General features: G+C 70.9%; 9 protein-coding genes and 1 tRNA gene. 4 read left to right on the forward strand and 6 right to left on the reverse strand.

The window, feature by feature from the left end:
• Window positions 1-19 precede the first annotated feature (19 nt).
• From HDA39_RS03225 to aceE, 3 genes are all read right to left on the reverse strand, one after another.
• On the reverse strand, window positions 20-1483 hold the full coding sequence (locus tag HDA39_RS03225; RefSeq protein WP_184793753.1) for an oligopeptide:H+ symporter: 1464 nt from the start codon (window positions 1481-1483) through the stop codon (window positions 20-22).
• Window positions 1484-1563: 80 nt separating this feature from the next.
• On the reverse strand, window positions 1564-2085 hold the full coding sequence (locus tag HDA39_RS03230) for a GNAT family N-acetyltransferase (protein ID WP_184793754.1): 522 nt from the start codon (window positions 2083-2085) through the stop codon (window positions 1564-1566).
• 103 nt (window positions 2086-2188) lie between these two features.
• Complete coding sequence (gene aceE / locus HDA39_RS03235; RefSeq protein ID WP_202893373.1) at window positions 2189-4915, reverse strand: pyruvate dehydrogenase (acetyl-transferring), homodimeric type; 2727 nt, start codon at window positions 4913-4915, stop codon at window positions 2189-2191.
• Window positions 4916-5231: 316 nt separating this feature from the next.
• On the opposite strand from aceE, the gene HDA39_RS03240 reads away from it, so the two are divergent.
• From HDA39_RS03240 to HDA39_RS03255, 4 genes are all read left to right on the forward strand, one after another.
• Window positions 5232-5678, forward strand: coding sequence for a DUF3052 family protein (locus tag HDA39_RS03240; protein WP_184793756.1), 447 nt, complete (start codon window positions 5232-5234; stop codon window positions 5676-5678).
• Entirely contained in the window at window positions 5675-6154 is a 480-nt protein-coding gene (locus HDA39_RS03245; protein ID WP_184793757.1) for a redoxin domain-containing protein, read from the forward strand. Before HDA39_RS03240 ends, HDA39_RS03245 begins: the two co-directional genes overlap by 4 nt.
• 14 nt (window positions 6155-6168) lie before the next feature.
• A tRNA-Val gene (locus HDA39_RS03250) sits at window positions 6169-6240 on the forward strand.
• A 499-nt stretch (window positions 6241-6739) separates the two neighbouring features.
• Window positions 6740-18586 carry a non-ribosomal peptide synthetase/type I polyketide synthase gene (locus HDA39_RS03255; RefSeq protein ID WP_184793758.1) on the forward strand — a complete coding sequence of 3949 codons (11847 nt, stop codon included), beginning with the start codon at window positions 6740-6742 and terminating at the stop codon, window positions 18584-18586.
• Window positions 18587-18729: 143 nt separating this feature from the next.
• On the opposite strand, the gene HDA39_RS03260 is transcribed toward HDA39_RS03255, so the two are convergent.
• The 3 genes from HDA39_RS03260 to HDA39_RS03270 all read right to left on the reverse strand — a co-directional run bounded on the left by HDA39_RS03260 (window position 18730) and on the right by HDA39_RS03270 (window position 22528).
• Window positions 18730-19272 (reverse strand): hypothetical protein, encoded by a 543-nt coding sequence (locus tag HDA39_RS03260; protein WP_184793759.1) that lies wholly within the window; start codon window positions 19270-19272, stop codon window positions 18730-18732.
• A 388-nt stretch (window positions 19273-19660) separates the two neighbouring features.
• On the reverse strand, window positions 19661-20575 hold the full coding sequence (locus HDA39_RS03265) for an ROK family protein (protein WP_184793760.1): 915 nt from the start codon (window positions 20573-20575) through the stop codon (window positions 19661-19663).
• 378 nt (window positions 20576-20953) lie between these two features.
• Window positions 20954-22528 carry an alkaline phosphatase D family protein gene (locus HDA39_RS03270; protein WP_184793761.1) on the reverse strand — a complete coding sequence of 525 codons (1575 nt, stop codon included), beginning with the start codon at window positions 22526-22528 and terminating at the stop codon, window positions 20954-20956.
• Window positions 22529-22559 lie beyond the last annotated feature (31 nt).

Below are 22559 nucleotides of genomic sequence, written 5' to 3' on the forward strand. Positions count from 1 at the left end.
TCCCCCGCACGGGGGAAATTCAGCGCCGGGCGTGCCGCCGGATCCACGGCGACAGGAAGTACAGCGCCAGCGCGAAGACGATCGTCACCACCGCCAGCCCACCGAAGTACGCCGTGTCCGACGCGCCCTCGGTGGCCTGCACGAGCTGCGCGGTGATCGCCTGCCCGGCCGCCGGCGCGAGGAACCACAGCGCCATCATCTGACTCAGGAACGCCTTCGGCGCCAGTACCGTCGTCGCGGCCAGACCAACCGGCGACAAGAACAACTCACCGAGCGTCTGTACGACGTACACGAGCACCAGCCACAGCGGCGAGGCGAGACCATCGCCGGTCACCGCCGAGGCCACGGCCATGATCGCGAACGAGATCCCCGCCAGCAGCAGCCCGGTCGCGAACTTCTGCCCGATCCCCGGCCCGCGGTCGCCGAGCTTGATCCAGACCACCGCGAACACCGGCGCCAGCACGATGATCGAGAACGGGTTGACCGACTGGAAGAACTCCGGCGAGAGCGAGATCCCGACCAGCTCCAGCGACGTCCGGTCGGCGGCGAACGTGGTCAGCGTCGTCGCGGCCTGCTCGAACAGCATGAAGAACAGCATCGCCGCGACGAACAGCGGGATGTACGCCCTGACCTGCTGCTTCTCGGTCGGCGTCACCAGCGGGCTGCGCAGCAGCATCGTGAAGTACGCGATCGGCGCCAGGAAGCACAGGTACGAGATCGCGTCGACGACCGGCTTCGGCCCGACCCCGCCGGAGATCCAGGCCGACACCCCGAACACGACCACCAGCAGCGCGAGCACCGCGCCGCTGATCTTCAGCATCGTCGGCCGGTCCTCGGCGGTCAGCGGGTTCGGCGGGGCGTCACCGCGGCCGTGCAGGGTGCGCCGGCCGAGCACGTAGGCGACCAGCGCCAGCGTCATCCCGACCGCGGCCGCCGCGAACGCGACGTGGAAGCCGAACTCGCGGCGCAGGAACCCGACCACGAACGGCGCGCTGAACGAGCCGATGTTGATGCCCATGTAGAAGATCGAGAACGCCGAGTCGCGGCGCTCGTCGCCGTCGGCGTACAGCGTGCCGACCATCGTCGACACGTTCGGCTTCAGCAGGCCGGTGCCGAGGGCAACGAGCGCGATCCCGGCGTAGGCAAGGCCCTCGACCGGTACGGCGAGCAGGATGTGGCCCGACACGATCACCGCACCGCCGTACAGGACGGTACGCCGGGCGCCGAAGACGCGGTCGGCGAACCAGCCGCCGAGCACCGACAGCAGGTAGACCGACGCGCCGTAGATCGAGACGACCGCCTCGCCGAGCGACTGCCCGAGACCGAGCCCGTGCGCCTGGTCGGTCAGGTAGAGCAGCAGGATGGCGCGCATCCCGTAGTAGCTGAACCGCTCCCACAACTCGGTGGTGAACAGCGTCATCAGGCCTCGTGGATGCCCGAAGAACGTCTTCTCCCGCTCGGCGTCCGGTTGCGTTTGCGACACGCTCGACTACTCCCCGTAGATCGTCAACAGACCGTCTCGACGGTAGTCGGTCGACGCCGCCTTGAGCGATCCGGGGCCCGTCAGAGCGCGATCCAGTACCGCCGCGTCAGCCCCAGCCAGGTCTCCCGGACGTCCTCCAGTACGCCGCCGTGGCGCTCGATCGTGCACGCGGACGGCGCGTTGTCGTCGTCGCAGGTCACCAGCACCCGCTCCAGCCCGCGCTCCCGCGCACGGTCGAGCACCGCGCCGAGCGCCCACGACGCCAGCCCACGCCGGCGCGCGGACGGCCGTACGCCGTACCCGATGTGCCCGCCGCCGTCGAGCAGTTTGTCGTTCAGCCGGTACCGCAAGGTGATCGCGCCGGCGTACTTGCCGTCGTCAACGATCCACCAGTACGCCGCCGGCACGCGCCCCGGCGCGAGCTCTCGCGTCTCGTCGCCCTCGCCGGCCAGCCGGCCGACCCAGGCGGCGAACCCCTCGACGCTGCCCACGTCGTCGGACTCGTGCAGCCCTGATCCGTGCTGAGACTCGGATCCCCACTCCAGCGAGGACTCCAGCCAGGAGTCCCGCAGGTCCACGGTCGGCTGGATCAGCTCAGGCATGCGCCCAAGGCTAGAGGGCCCCGGACCCATCCCTCATCAGGTCTTCCACAGGCGAAGGGCCGCCCACCCGAAGGTGGACGGCCCTCACGACCAGGCGACCGGATCAGGCGCCGGCGCCCTCCTGCTTCACGCCGGCGACCGCGGTCGGGTCGTCGATGCGGTACTTGCGGGCGGCCTCGGCGGCCACCTCGCGCTTGACGTCACCGCGCTTGGCCAGGATCTCCAGCGTGGCGACCACGATCGACTCGGCGTCGACGTGGAAGTGCCGGCGCGCGGCCGCGCGGGTGTCGGCCAGGCCCCAGCCGTCGGTGCCGAGCGAGGTGTAGTCGTTCGGGACCCAGCGGGAGATCTGGTCCTGCACCGAGCGCATGAAGTCGCTGACGGCAACGACCGGGCCCTTGGTGTCCTTGAGCTGCTCGGTGACGAACGGAACCCGCTCGTCCTCGTCCGGGTGCAGCAGGTTGTGCTCCTCGGCCGCGATCGCGTCCCGGCGCAGCTCGTTCCACGAGGTCACCGACCAGACGTCGGCGGCCACCGAGTACTCCTCGGCGAGGATCTGCTGGGCCTTGCGGACCCACGGCAGCGCCACGCCGGAGCCGAGCAGCTGGACCCGCGGCGCGTCGGCCTCGGCCTGACCTTCGTTGAAGCGGTACATGCCCTTGAGCAGCGCCGCGACGTCGAGGTTCTCCGGCTCGGCCGGCTGCGCGACCGGCTCGTTGTAGACGGTCAGGTAGTAGAAGACGTCCTCGCCGTACGGCTTGTCCTTGTCCAGGCCGTAGCCGTACATCCGGCGCAGCCCGTCCTTGACGATGTGCGCGACCTCGTAGGCGAAACCGGGGTCGTAGTGCACGGCCGCCGGGTTCGTCGAGGCGAGCAGCGGGGAGTGCCCGTCCGCGTGCTGCAGGCCCTCGCCGGTCAGCGTCGTACGGCCTGCCGTCGCGCCGACCAGGAAGCCGCGCCCGAGCTGGTCGCCGAGCGCCCAGAGCGAGTCGCCGGTGCGCTGGAACCCGAACATCGAGTAGAAGATGTAGAACGGGATCATCGGCTCGCCGTGCGTCGCGTACGCCGTCGCCGCCGCGATCATCGAGCCCATCGCGCCGGCCTCGCTGATGCCCTCGTGCAGCAGCTGGCCCTGGGCCGACTCCTTGTACGACAGCAGCAGCGCGCGGTCGACCGACTCGTAGGTCTGCCCGTGCGGCGAGTAGATCTTCGCCGTCGGGAACATCGAGTCCATACCGAACGTGCGGTACTCGTCCGGGGCGATCGGGACGATCCGGTCGCCGATCTCCGGGTCCTTCATCAGGTCGCGGAACAGCCGGACCAGCGCCATCGTGGTGGCCACCGGGGTCTTCTCGTTGCCCTTGCTGAGCGGCGCGTAGACCTTCTCGCCCGGCAGCTTCAGCGTCGTCTTCGGGGCCACCCGCCGCTCGGGCAGGAAGCCGCCGAGCTGACGCCGGCGCTCCATCATGTACTGGTACTCCGGCGAGTCCGTGCCGGGGTGGAAGTACGGCGGGTTGTAGGCGTCCTCGAGGTCCTTGTCCTCGATCGGCAGGTAGAGCCGGTCGCGGAACAGCTTCAGGTCGTCCGAGGTCAGCTTCTTCATCTGGTGGGTCGCGTTGCGGCCCTCCAGCGCCTCGATCGTCCAGCCCTTGATGGTCTGGGCCAGGATGACGGTCGGCTGCCCGACGTGCTCCTTGGCGCTCTTGAACGCGGCGTACACCTTGCGGTAGTCGTGACCGCCGCGGGGCAGCTTGCGCAGGTCCTCGTCGGACAGGTTGCTGACCATCTGCCGCAGCCGCTGGTCGCCGCCGAAGAAGTTGTTGCGGATGTACTCGCCGGACTCGACCGAGTAGGTCTGGAACTGGCCGTCCGGGGTGGTGTTCATCTTGTTCACCAGCGCGCCGTCGTGGTCCTGCGCGAGCAGCGCGTCCCACTCACGGCCCCAGATCACCTTGATGACGTTCCAGCCGGCGCCGCGGAAGAACGCCTCCAGCTCCTGGATGACCTTGCCGTTGCCGCGGACCGGTCCGTCCAGCTGCTGCAGGTTGCAGTTGATCACGAAGGTGAGGTTGTCGAGCTCCTCGCGGGCGGCCAGGCCGATCGCGCCGAGCGACTCCGGCTCACCCATCTCGCCGTCGCCCAGGAACGTCCAGACGTGCTGGTCGCTGGTGTCCTTGATGCCGCGGTTGTGCAGGTACCGGTTGAACCGGGCCTGGTAGATCGAGTCCAGCGCCGCCAGACCCATCGAGACCGTCGGGTACTCCCAGAAGTCCGGCATCAACCGCGGGTGCGGGTACGACGACAGGCCCTGGTGCGGACCGCGGGAGACCTCCTGGCGGAACCCGTCCAGCTGGTCGGCGCTGAGCCGGCCCTCGAGGAACGCGCGCGCGTAGATGCCCGGGGAGGCGTGCCCCTGGATGAAGATCTGGTCGCCACCGCCCGGATCGTCCTTGCCGCGGAAGAAGTGGTTGAAACCGACCTCGTACAGGCTGGCCGCGGACTGGTAGGTGGCGATGTGGCCGCCGACCTCGAGGCCCTTGCGGTTGGCCTTGCTCACCATCACCGCGGCGTTCCACCGGATGAAGGCCCGGATCCGCCGCTCGATGTGCTCGTCACCGGGGAACCACGGCTCGCGCTCGGGCGGGATCGAGTTGATGTAGTCGGTGCTCCGCAGCGCAGGTACGCCGACCTGCCGCTCCCGGGCCCGCTCGATCAGCTTGAGCATCAGGTAGCGCGCTCGCGCCTTGCCACGCTCGTCCAGCACGGCGTCGAGCGACTCGACCCACTCACGAGTTTCGTCGGGGTCGATGTCGGGGAGCTGGGTCGGCATCCCCTCGGTGATGATGGCTGGTGGTTCGTGTCCGGAAGCCACGGTGTCCTGCCGTTCTGTCTAGTCGATCCTGCCAAGCACTAGTCGGTACTCCTAGCAATCCTGTCACCTGTTCGGAATGCGTTCTACTTCGCGTCCCTTCCCGGGCGAGATCCGGGCTCCCGGCGGCGGTGGGAGCGGACACGCCACCGCCGCGGCACGCGGATACCGGACACGTCACGGAACCCTCGTGCATACTTGCGCGACGCGGTAGGCCACGATGGACTACTGCTACTGACGCCTACCCCCGGTCCCCGGGGACGACGGAGGAGGACACGTGAGCGCGACCGCGGACCACGCGGACGGCAAGAGCGGCGAGCCGAACATGGCGAGCCGGCTCGGCCTGGAGAGCGGCTGGGTCGTCCAGGAGCTCGGCTACGACGAGGACTGCGACGACGCCCTGCGCGACGCCATCCAGGAAACGACCGGCGAGGAATTCGTCGGCGAGGACACCGATGACGTCGTGGACGTCGTGCTGCTCTGGTTCCGGGACGGTGACGGCGACCTGGTCGACGCGCTGTTCGACGTCCTGACCGACCTGAAGGCCGGCGGCGTGGTGTGGCTGATGACGCCGAAGGTCGGCCGGGACGGCTACGTCGACGCCGCCGACGTCGCCGAGGCAGCACCGACCGCCGGACTGTCCACGACCAGCAGCCTGACGGTGACCGCTGACTGGTCCGCCACCAAACTGGTGATGCCGAAGTCGCCGCGAGTCAAGAAGTGAGCCCCGCTGCCGCCCTCCTGGTCGGCAGCGCGGCACCGGACTTCACCGCACGCACGCAGCACGGCGAGCCGTTCCGCCTCAGCTCCCTCCGGGGCGGGCGGCCGGTGGTCGTGGTGTTCTACCCGTACGCCTTCAGCCGGGTCTGCACGAGCGAGCTGGAGGCGCTGCGGGACCGGCCCGACCTGCTCGGCGCGGCGGATTTCGTCGGGGTCTCCTGCGACCCGATGTTCACGTTGCGCGCGTACGCCGAGTCCGCGCGGCTGGAGTTCGCTCTGCTGAGCGACTTCTGGCCGCACGGGGCGATCGCTTCGTCGTACGGGGTGTTCGACTCCGCGCGGGGTTGTGCGCTGCGCGGGACGTTCGTGATCGATGCCGCGGGGGTCGTGCGGTGGTCGGTCGTGAACGACGTACCGGACGCGCGGGACCCCGACGACTACGCCGCGGCGCTGGCGGAACTGGTCCCCGGACTCGGGTAAAGTACGTCGCTCCCGGGTGCTTAGCTCAGCGGTAGAGCGCTTCCCTTACAAGGAAGATGTCGGGGGTTCGATCCCCTCAGCACCCACCCCTCTCCTGATGGTCCTCGCCCGGCCGCCTGCTCGCCGTGGCGTTCCACCTGGCGGGATCCCGCCAGGTGCCCGTCGGCCCGTATCCGATCGGCCCGACGCTCGTTGTCTTCTCTGTCAGCGGTCGGCGGATTTCTTAACCTTCGGCTGCCGGGAACGGACTCCTCCAGCCCACCCACCGGCTGGTAGGGTTCACGGCTGTCGGTCGGCACGATGAGGCACCGCCGCCCGGCCGTTTACGGGGCCTGTTCTGTCGGTGAGAGCGAGACGGGTCTGCCCTGAGCCCGGCTCCGTCCAGTTGGGGAGGCGCGTGTCCGTGGGTCGCCGACTTGGCGCCGCTGAGGTCCACAGCCGTACCCAGCCTGCACCCCGCTCACCCCACCCGGTGACCGCTTTCCCTGACCTGCACCCGACCGCCTGCGTTCGGCAGGCGTACGTCGTACTGGATGGTTTCGATCGGCCTGCCGCGGAGCAGGCTGAGCTGGTGGTGGCTACGGCGTGGTGAGGAACGGCGCGGACCGACCGGCGATCAGCACCGGGCCGGCCCTGATGATCCCGGCCGGGTACCCCCGCGACCTGCCCAGCGCGCTCCTGCGCGCCGCACGCGACTTCGGTACCGCCGGCGTCGTCGAGATCGGCCCCGACGGCCGTGAGACCCGCCTCGACTTCCCGACCCTGCTCGAGCTCGCCGCCCGCATCCTGGCCGGACTGCGCGCCAACGGTGTCCGCGCCGGCGACCCCGCGGTCGTGCACTGCACCGAACCCGTCGGCTTCTTCGCCGCGTTCTGGGCCTGCACCCTCGGCGGCATCCGCCCGCTCCTGATCTCCCCGTCACCGGCCGGCGACCGCTCCGAGGAGGGCCGCGAACGCCTCCGCAAGGTCACCGACCTGCTCGGCTGGACCGTCCTGATCGGCCGCCCCAGCGACCTCCCCGACGACCTCGGCCTGCCCGTCCTCGACCCCGACGCCCTCGCCGGCCACGAACCGACGTCCGACTTCCACCGCCCCGCGGCCGACGACGTCGCCGTCCTGATGATGTCGTCCGGCAGCAGCACCGGTACGCCGAAGCTCACGCAGCTGACGCACCGCGGCCTGGTCGAGTTCGCCGCCGGTACGCCGGCGATGCTGCCGGTCCGCCCCGGCCAGGTGACGCTCAACTGGCTCCCGCTCGACCAGAGCGGCGCCTTCCTGCTGTACCACCTGCTCCCCGTCTTCACCGGCTGCACCAACATCCACGTCAACACCGGCTGGATCGTCGCCAACCCGCTGCGCTGGCTCGACCTGATGGACCAGCACCGGGTCAACCACTCGTGGTCCCCGAACTTCGGCTACCGCCTCGTCACCACCGCGATCGCCGGCGAACCCGACCGCCACTGGGACCTGTCGGCGCTACGCAGCCTGGTCAGCGGCGGCGAGCAGATCACCGTGCCGGTGATGAGCGAGTTCCTCCGCCTGACCAACCGCTTCGGCGTCGTACCGGAGACGTTCGTCGCGGCCTGGGGCATGACCGAGACCGTCACCGGCATCACCTTCGCCCGCCCCGGCCTCACCCCGAACGTGCACCGCGTCCGCATCCCCCCGACCGGCGTCGTCGAATGGGTCGACCAGCACACGCCGTCGGGAAAGGTCGCCGTCGCGCGCCCCGGCAAACCGCGCGTCGACGCTCCCGGCGTACTGAGCCTGCTGTCGGTCGGCGCACCGGCCCCCGGTACGACGGTCCGCATCGTCGGTCCGAACGGCGCCGTCCTGCCCGAGGGCCGGATCGGCCAGCTCCAGGTCGCCTCCGCCCGCGTCACCCCCGGCTACCTCGGCAACCCGGATGCCGACCGCGCCGCCTTCCCGGTCGGCAACTGGCCGGCCCGCAAGTGGCTCGCGACCGGCGACCAGGCGTTCATCGCCGGCGGTCAGGTCGTCATCACCGGCCGCGACAGCGAACGCATCGTCCTGAACGGCGAGAACCACTACGCCCACGAGATCGAAGCCGTCGCCGGCGCCGTCCCCGGCGCCCCCGAAGGCCTGATCGCCGCCTGCGGCATCGCCGACAGCACCACCGGCACCGACCGCCTGATGGTCTTCTACGCCGACCTCCCGGGCACCCGCCCCGACCTCGTCGACGCCATCCGCGCCGCACTGCTCGACCGCCTGGCCTTGTCGGCCCAACTCGTCGCGGTCCCGCGCCACCAGTTCCCGACGACACCTGGCGGCAAGATCCTCCGTCCGCTGCTCAAACAGCGTTGGATCGAAAACAGCTTCGACCAGTCCAGGCCGCTGCGGCCTGCTGGGGTGGGTGTGGGTGGTGCTCCTGGCGTTGGTGGCTCAGGTGCTGGTGCGGGTGCCGGTGTTGCCGATGCAGGCGGAGCCGCGGGTGCCTCTGGTATGCCCGGTGTCGCGGGTGTCGCCGGCGCCTCTCGCGCGCCCGGTCTCCAGGGTGTTTCTGGCGAGCCCGGCGTCGCGGGAGCCGATGATGCCCCCGGCATCGCGGGAGCCCCCGGCGCTTCCGATACCTCTGATCCCTCCACCGCGCCGACGATCGACCCCCTCGACCGCGCGGCCGAGCTCCCCACGTTCGAAGAAGACCCCGCCGAACGCACCATGGAACTCCCGGTCGTCCGCCTCGCCTGGCGCCGAGAGATCAAGGACTCCATCCCCAAGCCCCCCGAACGCCCCACCCTCGGCGCCAACCGCCACGAGGAAGAGGCGAACGAGGAGCCCGAGCACGACAAGGCGCCCGAGTACGACGAGGCGCCGTCCGAGGAACCGACGGACAACGAGGCGCCTTTCCAGGCCGACCCTCGCGAGACCCCCGCACCCGCCGAGTCACGTTCCGAGCCCGCGACACAGTCCGAGCCCTCGTCCGAGGCCAACCCGGCGACCCGTGAGCCGCACGAGAACCCCGCGTCCGACAAAGCACCCGCCGAGTCGTCGACACACGCCGAGTCCTCGACAGAGACTGGGCCGCTTGCCGAGGTCGCTCCGGACGCCCACGAACCGCGCGAGAACGCCGACGAGCAGGCGCCTTCCGACGCCAGCCTCGCCGCTGATCCGGGCGACAACTCCGCGTACGCCGAGGCCGACGCCCAGGCGCCTTCCGAAGCCGGCCCCGCCGCTGATCCGCGCGACAACTCCGCGTCCGCCGTGGACGATGCGGAGACGCCTTCCGACGCGCAGACGCCATCCGAAGTCAACCGCGCCGTCGACCCTCGCGACACCTCCGAGTCGGACGAGGAGCAGTCGCCTTCCGCTGCCGCTTCCGAGCCGCGGGAGGATTCGGCGTACGACGGCCAAGTACCCGCCGGAGCCGTCCCGTCCACCACCCCCGAGCCCACCACCGACGCTCGTGCGACCACCACCACAAACGCAGACGGAACCTCGCCGGAGCCGATCCCCGCGGATGCCTCCGCCGATCCCCGCAAGTCCGCCGCAGTAGCCGCCGACGGTTCCCCGCCCGAACCGACCGCAGCAAGCGCACACGCCCTCCAGCCCGAGGCGCCACCGTCCGACACCCTCGCATCCGCGTCCGCCGACGAGACACAGGCCGCCGCCGGGCTCTCGCCAGCCGACGCCGACAAATCTCCCGCCGAGGCGGACTCGCCTGAACCGTCCGACGACGCCCGTACGTCGGCATCGGCCGGTCAGGCTGCGCTCGCGCCGGACGCGACCTCGTCCGATGCAGCCCCGTCCGTGGACGCTGGCAAGTCGTCCGCTGAGGTGGACTCGGCTGAACCGTCAGACGAAGCTCGTACGTCGGCGTCGGCGTCGGCGTCGGCGTCGGCGTCGGCGTCGGCGTCGGCATCGGCACCGGCATCGGCCGGTCAGGACACGCTCGCGCCGGACGCGACCTCGTCCGACGCAGTCTCGTCCGTGGACACTGGCAGGTCTTCCGCCGAGGCGGAGGCGGTTGATGCGTCCGGTGATGCTGGTACGTCGGCATCGGGCGACCAGGACGTGCTCGCGTCGGACGCAGTCTCGTCTGTGGACGCGGGCAGTTCCTCCGCCGAGGTGGACTCGGTTGAACCGTCCGACAACGCTCGTTCGTCGGAATCGGCCAGTCAGGACGCGCTCGCATCGGACGCGACCTCGTCCGACGCAGTCTCGTCCGTGGACACTGGTGAGTCCTCCGCCGGGGCGGACTCGGCTGAACCGCCCGAGGACACCCGTCTGTCGGCAGCAGCAGACCCGGCCGGGCTTCCGACGGAGGCGACCCCGACCGACGCGGCCTCTGCCGTCTCCACTGACCGATCCCTTGACGAGGACGCGCCGACCAGCGTCCTCCCACGAGTGCAGGCCTCCGAAGAAGCCCGTGCCGAGGCATCCGCTGGCGCCCCCGCGTCCGCCTCGGACGCCTCGGACGCCTCGGACGCCTCGTCCGAGGGACCGCCCGCCTCGGACGCCGACCCAATCCCGTCCGAGGCAGCACCGGCCGACGTGGCCTCCACCGCGTCCGCCGACGAGTCGGGCACTGACGCTCGGACCACCGACGTCCGCTCCTCTCCGCCCGCTGACAGGTCCGTCAGCATGGGCGAACAGGCGGACACACGCTCGTCTGCGTCCGCCGACAAGTCCGCGAGCGAAGGCGAAGAGGCGGACGCGCTGTCGTCTGCGTCCGCTGACGCATCCGTCAGCGAAGCCGAGCAGACCGACGCCACCGCGGTCGAGGATGGCGAGGAGTCCTCCGCCGTGGTCGGCGAGAAGACCTCGGTCGTGGACGGCGACAAGCCCTTGACCGAGGTCGGCACGGAGTCTTCCGCCGAGGTCGGGGTCAAGCCCACCGCCGAGATCGGCGAGAAGCTCTCGGGCGCGGACGGCGATGAGCCTTCCGCGGAGGTGGCTTCAGTCGCGGCTGCGTCGGCTGCTGAGACTGCGCGGCCTGTTGGTGCGGCTGCGTCGGCTGTTGGTGCTGCGCGGGATGCGTCGGCTGCTGAAGTTTCCGACGAAACTCGTCCGTCGGCGGACGCGGACGAGTCTGTGGCCGAGGCGACTGCGGACGGGTCGGCCTCGCAGGCCGCAAGCGACGAGTCCCACGACGAGGCACGGCCAACCGACGTCGTACCGGCGGAGGAGCCGACCGAGGTCGTACCGGCGGAAGAGCCGACCGAGGTCGTACCGGCGGAAGAGTCGACCGACGGTCTCCCGGCCGGGAGCGCCTCCCCGACGGCGATCGTGGTAGAGCCGGTCCGGTCTGCCGAGGGCTTGGATGTGGCCTCCGCCGAGGCTCGTCAGCAGGGTACGACGGGTAGCGAAGACCACCGCGGCGACGAGCCGCAGACTGATGCGCTGCCGAGCGGCTCCACGCAGAGCGGCAAGGCATCGACCGATGTGCCGGAGCCTGACGCAGTTGACGCCGAGGTACCGATGTCGGCCGGCGTTGATGAGGCTGCCGTCGACGTACCGATGTCCGCCAGCGTTGACGAGGCTGCTGCCGGATCGGCTGGCGGGTACAAGGCGCCGGGCGAGACGGATGCCGAGCAGACCGTCGCGGCACGAGCCGATGTTGTGGCTGCGCAGACCGACGCGGGACGAATCGAGGGGGAGGCCCCGCAGACCGGCGCGGGACGAAGCGAGGAGTCGCGGCCCGAGGCAGTTGATGTCGACGGGCCGGTGTCTGCGCGTGCTGGCGAGGCTGCCGCCGAATCGTCGGCGGGCGACGAGCCGTTGGGTGAGGCCGCAGACGGTCAGGTAAGTCCTGCCGCCGAGCAGTTCGATGATGAGGCGCCTACAGACATTGACACCGCCGAGGGCCTCACCTCGGCCGCCGCCGACGAACCGCCTGCCGGGGTAGCTGGGGGCGAGGAGGCCGTGGGGGAGGAGGCATCGACTGAAGGTTCCTCCGCGAGCGACCGCCCGGCAGACGACGCACGTCCGGACGACGGGGTACAAGAAGCTGATGACCCGCGTTCGGCCGACGAAGTGCGACAGGCCGACGGCGTACAGGTCGCTGAGGACCGGCGTCCGGCCGAGGGTGTGCAGGAAGCCGGTGTGGCGCGTTCGGTTGGAGACGTGCAGCGGGTCGACGCGCAGGAAGCTGACGATGCGCGGGCATCGGAGAGGGAGCTGTCCACCGACGTGTCCGACGAGGTTGCTTCGGCCGGGGTGGCGTCGGCAGGTGAGGGCTCGACGGATTCAGATGAGGTGCCGGTTGAGGCTCCGACGACGGCTGACATTGTCGAGTCTGCTGAGATGGTCACGTCGGCTGACCTGCGTGAAGCCGTCATGCCTAGTGACCTGGCCGAGGCCGGCGATGCTGAGTCGTCGGCCGGTGGCGACACTCAGACAGAGCCCGCGGCAGCTGAAGCTGAGACCGCTGCTGAGGAGCCCGAGGACCGACGCGGTCGACTGGACGGCACTGAAGCACCCGGCGAAGGAGACCGGCCTGAGGTAGTTGCCTCTGGCGACGATGGGCAGTCGGACGAGCAAGCGCTGGACACCAACGGACCTGGGGCTTCGGGCCTAGCTGCGGCGCCGATGCTTCCGACTCGGGAGTCCAGTCCGAGTGAGGACGTTGCCGGGGACGTCTCGGTGGTCGAGCTGGCGCAGGCGGCCGCCAAAGCCCCGGCTCACGCAGGCCGCGGCGCAGCAGCAGGCCAGGTAGCAGAGCCCGTGGCCGTCGTCGGGCTCGCGGCGCGGCTGCCGGGCGCCGGTGGGCTGGATCAGTTCTGGGACAACCTCGTCAACGGCGTCGAGAGTCTGCGCAGGTTCTCGCCTGAGGAGTTGCGCAGTGCGGGTGACGCCGAGGCGTTCGGGGACGACGAGTTGGTTGCCGTCAGTGGTGCGCTCGATGACGTCGAGTCGTTCGATGCCGCCTTCTTCGGGCTCAGCGCGCGGGAAGCCGAGCTGACGGACCCGGCGCAGCGGCTCTTCCTCGAGGTGTGTCAGCAGGCGCTCGAGCACGGTGGCCATGCGGGATCGACCGACCGGATCGGCGTGTTCGCGGGCTCCGGCATGAACTTGTACGGCGCGCAGCCGGGCGAGAACCTGGCGACCCGCGTGGCCTACCGTCTCGGCCTGACCGGCCCCGCGATCGGCGTACAGGCTGCGTGGTCCTCGTCGTTGGTCGCCGTACACCTGGCCTGCCAGGCCTTGAGGAGCGGCGACGCCGACCTCGCGCTGGCCGGTGCGGCCGCCGTACATGTGCCTCAGGCAACGGGTTACCACGCCGGCGCGGGATCGATTCTCTCGCCGAGCGGGCATCTCAGGGCGTTCGACGCCGACGCCGACGGGACCGTCGGCGGCAACGGCGTCGCGGCCGTGCTCCTGAAGCGGCTCGACCAGGCGATCGCCGACGGCGACACCGTGTACGCCGTGATCCGTGGATCCGCTGTCAGTGAAGGCGACCAGGTCGAGCTCGTCGAGCGGGCGCTGGAGAAGTCCGGCGTCCCGGCCGACTCGATCAGCTACGTCGAGGCCAGCGCGTCCGGTACGCCGGACGCCGACGCCGCCGAGTTCCTTGCCCTGAGCAATGCCTTGCGCAAGCACACCGACAAGGTCGGGTTCTGCACGATCGGTTCGGTCAAGCCGAACATCGGCCACCTGGCCAGCGCGGCCGGCATGGCGGGGCTGATCAAGACGATCCTGATGCTGCAGCACCGCACGCTCGTCCCGACGATCAACTACGACCGGCCGAACGTGAAGCTCAAGCTGACCGGCAGCCCGTTCGTGATCGGCACCCAGGTCGGCGACTGGGAGTCCAGTACGCCGTTGCGCGCGGGCGTCAGCGCGATAGATGCCCGGGGCACCAGTGCGCACGTGATCCTCGAAGAGGCGCCGCGCCAGATCCGCCGCGGCGACGACGGCCCTGTCGTCCTGGCGCTGTCCGCGCCCGACCCGCACGGCCTGAGCGACCTCGCCGACCTGTACCGCGCCGACTTCGAGGCCGGCACCGGTCACCGGCTGATCGACCTGGCCGGTACGGCGGCGCTCGGCCGGCCGGCGCACCGGCACCGGATCGCCGTCGCGGGGTCGTCGGAGCAGGAGCTCGCGGAGGCGCTCGGATCGGCGATCCCGGCGGAGGTTCCGCGCGGCGGGCCCGGCCCGCTTGGGTACGCGTTCACCGGGCAGGGTGCCGCGCGACGTGGCATGGCGTCAGGTCTTGCAGCACGGTTCCCCGTGTTCCGGTCGGTGCTCGACGAGTGCGACAAGGTGTACGCCGAGGAGTTCGGCGGGAGCCTGCTCGAGCTGCTGCTCACCCCGGCGACCGGGACCGAAGGCGTCTGGCCGACCGAGACCGCGCAGCCCGCGCTGTTCGCGTTCGAGCTGGCGCTGGCGAGGCTGTGGGAGTCGTTCGGCGTCCGGCCCGCGCTCGTGGTCGGGCACAGCGTCGGCGAGTATGCCGCCCTGTGCGTCGCGGGCGCTTTGTCGACAGCGGACGGCGTCCGGCTGACCGCGAAGCGCGGCGAACTGATGCAGCGCGGAACGGTGCCGGGGGCAATGGTTGCCGTGCGCGCCGATGCCGACCGGGTGCGCGAGCTGGCCAAGACCCCTGGCGTCGAGGTTGCCGCGGGCAACGGTCCGCAGTCGTTCGTGCTGGCCGGGTCCGAGGTGATCGTCGGGCAGCTGGCCGAGCAGCTCGACCGGTTGCAGGTGTCGTGGCAACGACTCGACGTCGATCGCGCGTTCCACAGCTCGCTGGTCGACCCGATCCTGTCCGACTTCGCCGAGATCGTGGCCAAGGTCAAGCTTCGGCCGCTGCGGACGCCGATGGTGTCGTCGTGGTCGGGCGAGCTGCTGGAGAGCGGCACGAAGCTCGACGAGGACTACCTGGTCGGCCAGTTGCGGCAGCCGGTGCTGTTCGGCGACGCGGTCGAGGCGTTGACCGCGGCCGGGTGCCGCCGGTTCCTGGAGCTCGGGCCGGACGCCGTACTGTCACCGGCCGGTCGGCGGATCGCGCCGAACAGCACCTGGATCCCCGCGCAGCGGCTCGGGCAGGACCCGGTGCTCGCGACGATGAACGGGCTGGCCGAGCTGTACCTGCAGGGGACCGAGATCAACTGGGCGAAGGTGTACGCCGACGGCGGCCGGGTGCCGCTGCCGACGTACCCGTTCCGGCGGGTGCACTACCCGGTCGACCTGTTCGCCGCTCGCGCGCCGGAGCCGGCGCAGGCGAAGGCCGCGCGGGTCGAGGAGCCGGCGGACGACCTCCGTCCGGTCGAGCGGACGAGCGGCGCGCTGAAGCGGATCCCGCTGGACCCGCCGGCCGCGAAGGCGACCGAGGAGATCGCGCCCGAGCCGGAGGCGGCCGAGGAGTCGCCGTTCGCCATCCCCGCGGACGACGTCGACCGCGTGCTCGTCGTACCGGTGCCTGAGGCAACCATCAAGGTGCCCGAGGCCACCGACCACGCCCCGAAGCCGGACGGGTACGCCGCCGCGGCCGACCCCGAGGTCGTTGCCGAGCGCTACCGTGAGTCCCTCGACCTGGTGCTCGACCTGACCAGCGAGCAGCTCGGACTCGACCCGTACGACGTCACCGTCGACCACTCGTTCGCCGAGCTCGGCGCCGATCCGGCGTCGATGCAGCGCGTGCTGGACGAGGTGCTGCGCAAGTTCGACGTCGAGGTGAAGGCCGAGGCGCTGTTCGAGGACCTGATCACGCCGCACAAGCTCGCGTCGGCGGTCGCCGCCAAGACGCCGCCGTCGGCGTTCACCGCGCAGCCGAAACAGGCCAAGCCGGTCACGCTGAAGCCGGCCCGGATCAGGGTGCTGCCGGAGGTCCCGAAGAAGGAGGAGCCGAACTCGCGCGCCGCCCTCGCGGTGCTTGGGTCCGGCCTGGCGGAGCTGGCCGCGAAGGTCGACGCCGCGGCGTCGGCGACGAGCGAGGCCGACCTGCCCGGCTCGGGCATGGCTGCGCTGATGTCGCAGCAGCTCCGTGTCGCCAGCCAGCTGGTCGACGGTGTCACCAAGCTGATGCACGAGCAGCTGGCGCTGCTGGGCGACGTACCGCAGGCGCACGGGGGAGCCCAGGCCGGTACGCCGCATGCGGGAGCCGGCCACGCCGGCGCGGGAGCGGGCCAAGGCGGAGCCGGCCACGCAGGAGCAGGAGCAGGCCAGGTCGGAGCGGGTCAGGCAGCCACGGGTCAGAGCAACCCCGCCGCAGACGCGGCAACCATCGAGGCCGAGCGCGCCGGCCAGCGGGCCGCGATCCAGTACTGGCAGGCCGCGCTGAGCGGAGCCCAGCCGCTCGTGCTCCCGGCGGACAAGGCTCGCCCCGAAGCAGCGGCCGGTACGGCGGCGCTGGTCCACGAGTTGGACGCCGGGCTCGGCGAGGCCGTGTTCGCGTTCAGCCGGCAGCGCCGGCTCAGCCCGCTGATGACGATGCTCGCAGCGGTCGGCACGGTACTCGGCCGGTTCGCGGCGCAGGACGACATCACCATCGGCGCGGCCGCGCTGCGCAGCCAGGAGCCGACGCCCCTGCCGCTCAGAATCGACCTATCCGGCGAACCGGACCTCGGCGAGCTGGCCCAAAGGGTGCGCGAGGCAACGACCGGCGCGTTCGACCACGCCGGCGCCGACCTCGCCGTACTCGAGCAGGACCCGCTCTACCAGGTCCTGGTCGTCTTCGAACCGGCCACCGACGAGCTGCCTGCCGGTCTCGACCTCAGGCTCACGCTCGCGAACCACCTGCAGGGCATCACCTGCACGGCGGACTACCGCTCCGGCCTGTTCGACGAGTCGACGATCAAGCGGCTGCTCGACTACCTCGAAGCCGTGCTGCGTCGCGCGCTCGCCCAGCCGGCCGCGTCGCTGCCCGACCTGATGCTGCCGATCGAGTCCGATCGCCATGCGCTGCGGGAGCTCGAAGGCGCTGCGCCGGCGAGCGGGCCGGTCGGCCGGGTTCGCCGCAACGCGGTCGTCAGCGGTGAGCTGAGTGGACTGCACACCCTGTTCGAGCAGCAGGTCGCCCGTACGCCGGACGCGATCGCGCTGATTCACGGCGAGCGCGAGATCTCGTACGCCGAGCTGGATCGCCGCGCGAACGCCGTGGCCTGGCAGCTCGTCGACCTTGGCGTGAAGCCCGGCCAACTGGTCGCCGTACGGGTTGCTCGTGGCGCTGAGCTGGTGGTCGGCGTACTGGCTGTGCTGAAGTCCGGGGCTGCTTACCTGCCGCTGGATCCTGGGGTGCCGGAGGCGCGCTGGGCCTTCATGACGGCCGACGCCGGCGCGGTCGCGCTGGTCGGCGACGACGCGGCGCTCGCGGACCGGCTCGGGCTGCGGCTGGTCCCGGTGGTTGCCGGAGACAACGACGTACGGGCCGATCAGGCGCCGCCGGTGAAGGCCGCGGCCGATGATGTTGCCTACTGCATCTACACGTCGGGCTCGACCGGGAACCCGAAGGGCGTCGCGGTTCCGCATCGCGGTCCGGTCAACCTGATCCGGCACTACCTGCGGTCGCGGTCGTCGCTGCGGACGCTGCAGTGGACGTCGTTCGGGTTCGACGTGCACGTGCAGGAGATGTTCACCGCGCTCGCGTCGGGGGCCGCGCTGGTGCTGATCGGCGAGGACGACCGGTACGACCCGGACGCGGTCGTTGCCGCGCTCACCGAGTACGGGATCGAGCGGCTGTTCATGACGTTCACGCCGCTGACCGCGCTGCTCGCGACGATGGACGAGATGCCCGAGCTGCCGGCGCTGCGGGAGATCGTCGCCGGTGGTGAGGCGATGGTGCTGACGCACGGGATCCGCGACTTCCTCGCGGCGCATCCGGAATGCCTGCTGTACAACGAGTACGGGCCGACCGAGGCGTCGGTGGTGACGACGATCCACCAGGTCGACCCGGCCGAGGACCGGCCGTCGATCGGGCGGCCCATCGACGGGGTCGTCGTACGGCTGCTGGACGAGGCGCTGCGGCCGGTGCCGGTGGGTGCGGTCGGCGAGATCCACCTCGGGGGAGTGGCCGTTGCCCAGGGCTACATCGGGCGGCCGGACGAGACGATGACGTCGTTCGTCGCCGATCCGGCGACGCCGGGGAGCCGGCTGTACCGGACGCGCGACCTCGGCCGCTGGCGGCCGGACGGGACACTGGACTACCTAGGCCGGGTCGACGACCAGGTCAAGATCCGCGGCCACCGGGTCGAGCCCGGCGAGACCGAACACGTCCTCGCCGACCTCGACGGCGTGATCGACGCGGTCGTCGTCGCCTGCGTCAATCCGGCGGGGGACACGTGCTTGATCGGGTACGTCGTCCTGGACGACGAGGACCCGGCGGTGCTCGCGCGATTGATGCTCGAGCTGACCAAGGAGCTTCCGATCTACTTGGTGCCTGCGGACCTGATCCCGATCGACGAGCTCCCGCTGGACGCCGCCGGCAAGCTGGACCGCCGCCAACTCCCGGAACCGGAGTGGCTCCAGCCCTGACGGGGAACACCAAAGCCCGCCCGGTGACCACCGGGCGGGCGCATCCGGGTTGGTTCTGCACCGTGGACGGGGGTGTGAGTCCCGGTGACAGCCCTCCCGCAGTCACCGGCCCACCGTCCGCGGTGCAGAACCCGCGACGATCCTCATCCCTCCTGAGGATCGATCGCACTCACCGCCCGGCGGCGCAGCAGCGCGTAGGCGCTGATGACGCAGATGAGCAGCGAGTAGACGGCCCAGACGGATCCGACGTTGCCGAGCTCGTTCCCGTTCCCCCGGGATCCGATCGCGACGACGGCGGTGACCGCGACCAGCGCGATCAATGGGCCGGTCCAGCCCAGCACGCCCATCCGTACCGGCTGCTCGGACGCGGACGGGTCGTCCGGGTCGAGCGCGGCGGAGACGGCGCGTCCCCGGAGGGACTCGTGCAGGGCCGCGACGCCGCACGCGGCGGCGACGTTCAGGAGCAGCAGGCGGTCGGCGACCTCGGCGACCGGTACGCCGGCGACGGTGCCGTAGACCACGGCGTACACGTCGACGGGAACCGTCGCGGCGGCGGCGCCGAACACGACCAGCTGGAACAGCCGCGGACGGCGGACCGAAGCCCGCAGGCGGCCGTCCGCGCTGGTGGTGACGACCACCAGCGCGGTGAAGAAGAGTGCGAAGACGACGAGTACTGCGACGTCCATCAAGACCTGTTCCCCTGGTCGAGCGTTGCCCCGGACAACGCTGGTGGACGTGCGTACGCAACCTGTCGAGCCCGCGTGCGCGGCGGAGAGTCGCCTCTCCGCCGCACTCGCAAGCGGTCAATCCCTGGCATGCAGGCCCCCCTGATTGCCCTTGGATGACGTGCCCCCACCCCATCCATCCGTTGCATCGCGTGGACAGGGGTCGCCGTTACAGACTTTTCGGCATTGGGTAAAAATTGCGCAAATTTGCGCGGGAGATCCCTTTCCGCGCGGCATCACTGTGTGTAAGGCCTGCGGCCACGGTCACGCGCGGTTCCGTCGGACTGTCGGACAGAATTCAATGACCCAGGTACGGCGAAACGGCCGCGCCCGCGTCAGCCAGGTCGGCTCAGGTCGTCGCCCAGGCGAGCCGCGCCGCGCCGAGCAGGCCGGCGTTCGCGAGCTGCGCGGGCTCGACGGTCAGCTCGGTCACGAACGGCAGCTGAGCCAGCCGCTTCACCCACCGGCTCACCGGGTCGAACAGCACCGGCCCCGCCTTCGCCACACCCCCGCCGATGACCACGGTCGTGAGGTCGACCGTGACCGCGGTCGCAACGATGCCTGCGGCAAGCGCCTGGGCGCCGTCGTCGAACACCGCGAGCGCGATCTCGTCCCCGGCCGCGGCGTCGGCCGACAGCACGGCCGCGTCCACTCGCTCACCCGCACGCCACCCACGCCGCTGAGCGCGAGCGACCATCCGGGGACCGCTCGCGTACGTCTCGACGCACCCGTACGAACCGCAGGCGCATGCCTCGCCGTCCAGGTCGACCACCATGTGCCCGAGGTGCGCGGCGTTGCCGGACTGGCCGAGCAGCGGCTTCCCGTCGACGACGATCCCGGCGCCGACGCCGGTCGAGACCACGATGCCGAGCAACGTGTCGACCGCGCGCCCCGCGCCGGTCCAGGACTCACCGAGCGCGAAGCAGTGCCCGTCGACGCCGAGCTCGACCGGTACGTCGCCGACCAGCGCGCGGACCCGGTCGACGAGGGGGAAGTTGCGCCAGCCGGTGATGTTCACCGGGGAGACCAGTCCGTGGGTGAGGTCGAGCGGACCCGCCGAACCGATCCCGACCGCGATCGGCGTCGTACCGCCGACGACCCGTCCAACGAGCTCCGCGAGGGCGTCGAAGACCTGGTCGGCGTTGCCGGGCGGAGTGAGGATCCGGTCCTCGGTGAGGATCGTCCCGTCGGCGGCCACCAGGGCGGCGGCCATCTTGGTGCCGCCGATGTCGATGCCGAGAACGGTCGCTGAGTCAGCGCTCATGGGCGGGTGATCTGCACTGTCACGGTGATCGGGCTCCGGTCGGGTGGCGGTCAGGTCGAGAGACAACGTTATCCGCAAGTAGCTGATACAGCGAGAGGTAACCAGTGCTAATCACGCACCACCACGCCACAGCGTGCGCGAATTGGTCCACCAGGTGCACCGACGGTCACTGACAACGATGGCCTTTGAAAGGACAAAAAAGCTCCCGCCGTCTCGCCCTGCGGGCGAGACGGCGGGAGCGGAGGGAAGGCGCGGTCGCCCGGGCCGAGCCCGCTGCGCGGGCCGGTGGTGCGGAGCCGCGGGCCCGCGGAGCGGGAGTGCGTCGGCGACGCGACAGCGGGCGGCGAGGCGGAAGCGGCCGGCGGTCGGCCGCGGTGGTCAGGTCAGCTCTAGCCCCGGGCGGCCGGCTTCTACGGTGAAGCTGGCTCGGGTGGAGACCGGAGCTCCCGGCGTACTGACGTACGGGACGACCTTGAAGTCGGCCTGCAGGGTGTCGCGGGTGATGCGGGTCTTGACGTAGCCGCGCTGGTTGTTGAGCAGCTTGATGTGCGGGTTCTCGTCGAGCTGCAGCTGACCGCCGGCGGGGAAGTCCTGGCCGTCGCCGCCGGAGGTGATCGAGGTGGTGACCAGCTCGACGCCGACGGTGCGCGACGACGGGTCGCGGAAGTCGGCCTTCAGATCGTTCGCGTAGTGCTTGTGGACGTCACCGGTCAAGACGACGGGGTTGGTGACGTGCCGCTGCCGGAAGCCGTCGAGGATGCGCTGTCGCGACGCGACGTACCCATCCCAGGCGTCCATGCTGTAGCTCACCGCGGGCCCGGCGGTGAAGTCGCGCGCACCGAAGAACACCTGCTGCCCGATCACGTCCCACGTCGACGACGACCGGCCGAGCCCGTCCAGCAGCCACTTCTCCTGCGCCGGTCCGGTGATCGAGCGCGCCGGGTCGAGTGCCGCCGGGCAGTCCGACGTCGTGTCGTTGCAGGCCTGGTCGCTGCGGTACTGCCGGGTGTCGAGCATGTGGAACGACGCCAGCCGGCCCCACTGGATCCGCCGGTAGATCTGCATGTCGATCCCGCGCGGGATCGAGCTGCGCCGCAGCGGCATCATCTCGTAGTACGCCCGGTACGCCGCCGCGCGCCGCTCCAGGAACCCGGCCTGCCCGGCCGGCGACGGGATCTCGTCGGCGTAGTTGTTCTCCAGTTCGTGGTCGTCCCAGACCACGGCCCACGGCGCGACCGCGTGCGCGGCCTGCAGGTCCGGGTCGGTCCGGTACTGCGCGTGCCGGACCCGGTAGTCGGCCAGCGTCCAGATCTCCTTGGCCGGCGAGTGGGCGCGCGCGCCGGTGCCGCCCGCGCCCTCGTAGATGTAGTCGCCGAGGTGCAGCACCAGCGACGGGTGATCCTCGGCCAGCCGCCGGTACGCCGTGAAGTAGCCGCCCGAGTAGTTCGAGCAGGAGACGAAGGCCATGTCGAGCGGGCTCCCGTAAGTCCCCGGCAGCGGCGTCGTCAGCGTGCGGCCGATCTCCGAGACGTGGCGCTCGCAGCGGAAGCGGTAGTAGTACTCGCGGCCGGGCAGCAGGCCGCGGACCTCGACGTGGACGGCGTGCGCCGACTCCGGCGTGGCCGAAACAACGCCGGACCGTACGACGCGACGCATGGCGGGATCGAGCGCGACCTGCCACTGCACGTGGTACCGGCGGCTCGGCATCCCGCCCATGCCGTCGGCGGCGAGCGGGTCGAGCGCGAGGCGGGTCCACAGGATGACGCTCTGGTAGTCCGGGTCGCCCGAGGCGATGCCGAGGGTGAACGGGTCCGGCAGCGGCTGGTGCGAGCCGGCGGCCTCGACCGGCATCGGCGAGCCGGACGCGGGCAGCGATCCGGCCGCGGCGACAGCGGTGGCGCCGGCCGCGGTGGCCACCAGCAACGTGCGACGAGTGATCGGTGTGACGGGCATGGCGGAGCTCCGTAACTGATCGGGGGGATGG

Origin of the sequence: Kribbella italica (assembly GCF_014205135.1) — a bacterium.
Lineage (GTDB): Bacteria > Actinomycetota > Actinomycetes > Propionibacteriales > Kribbellaceae > Kribbella > Kribbella italica.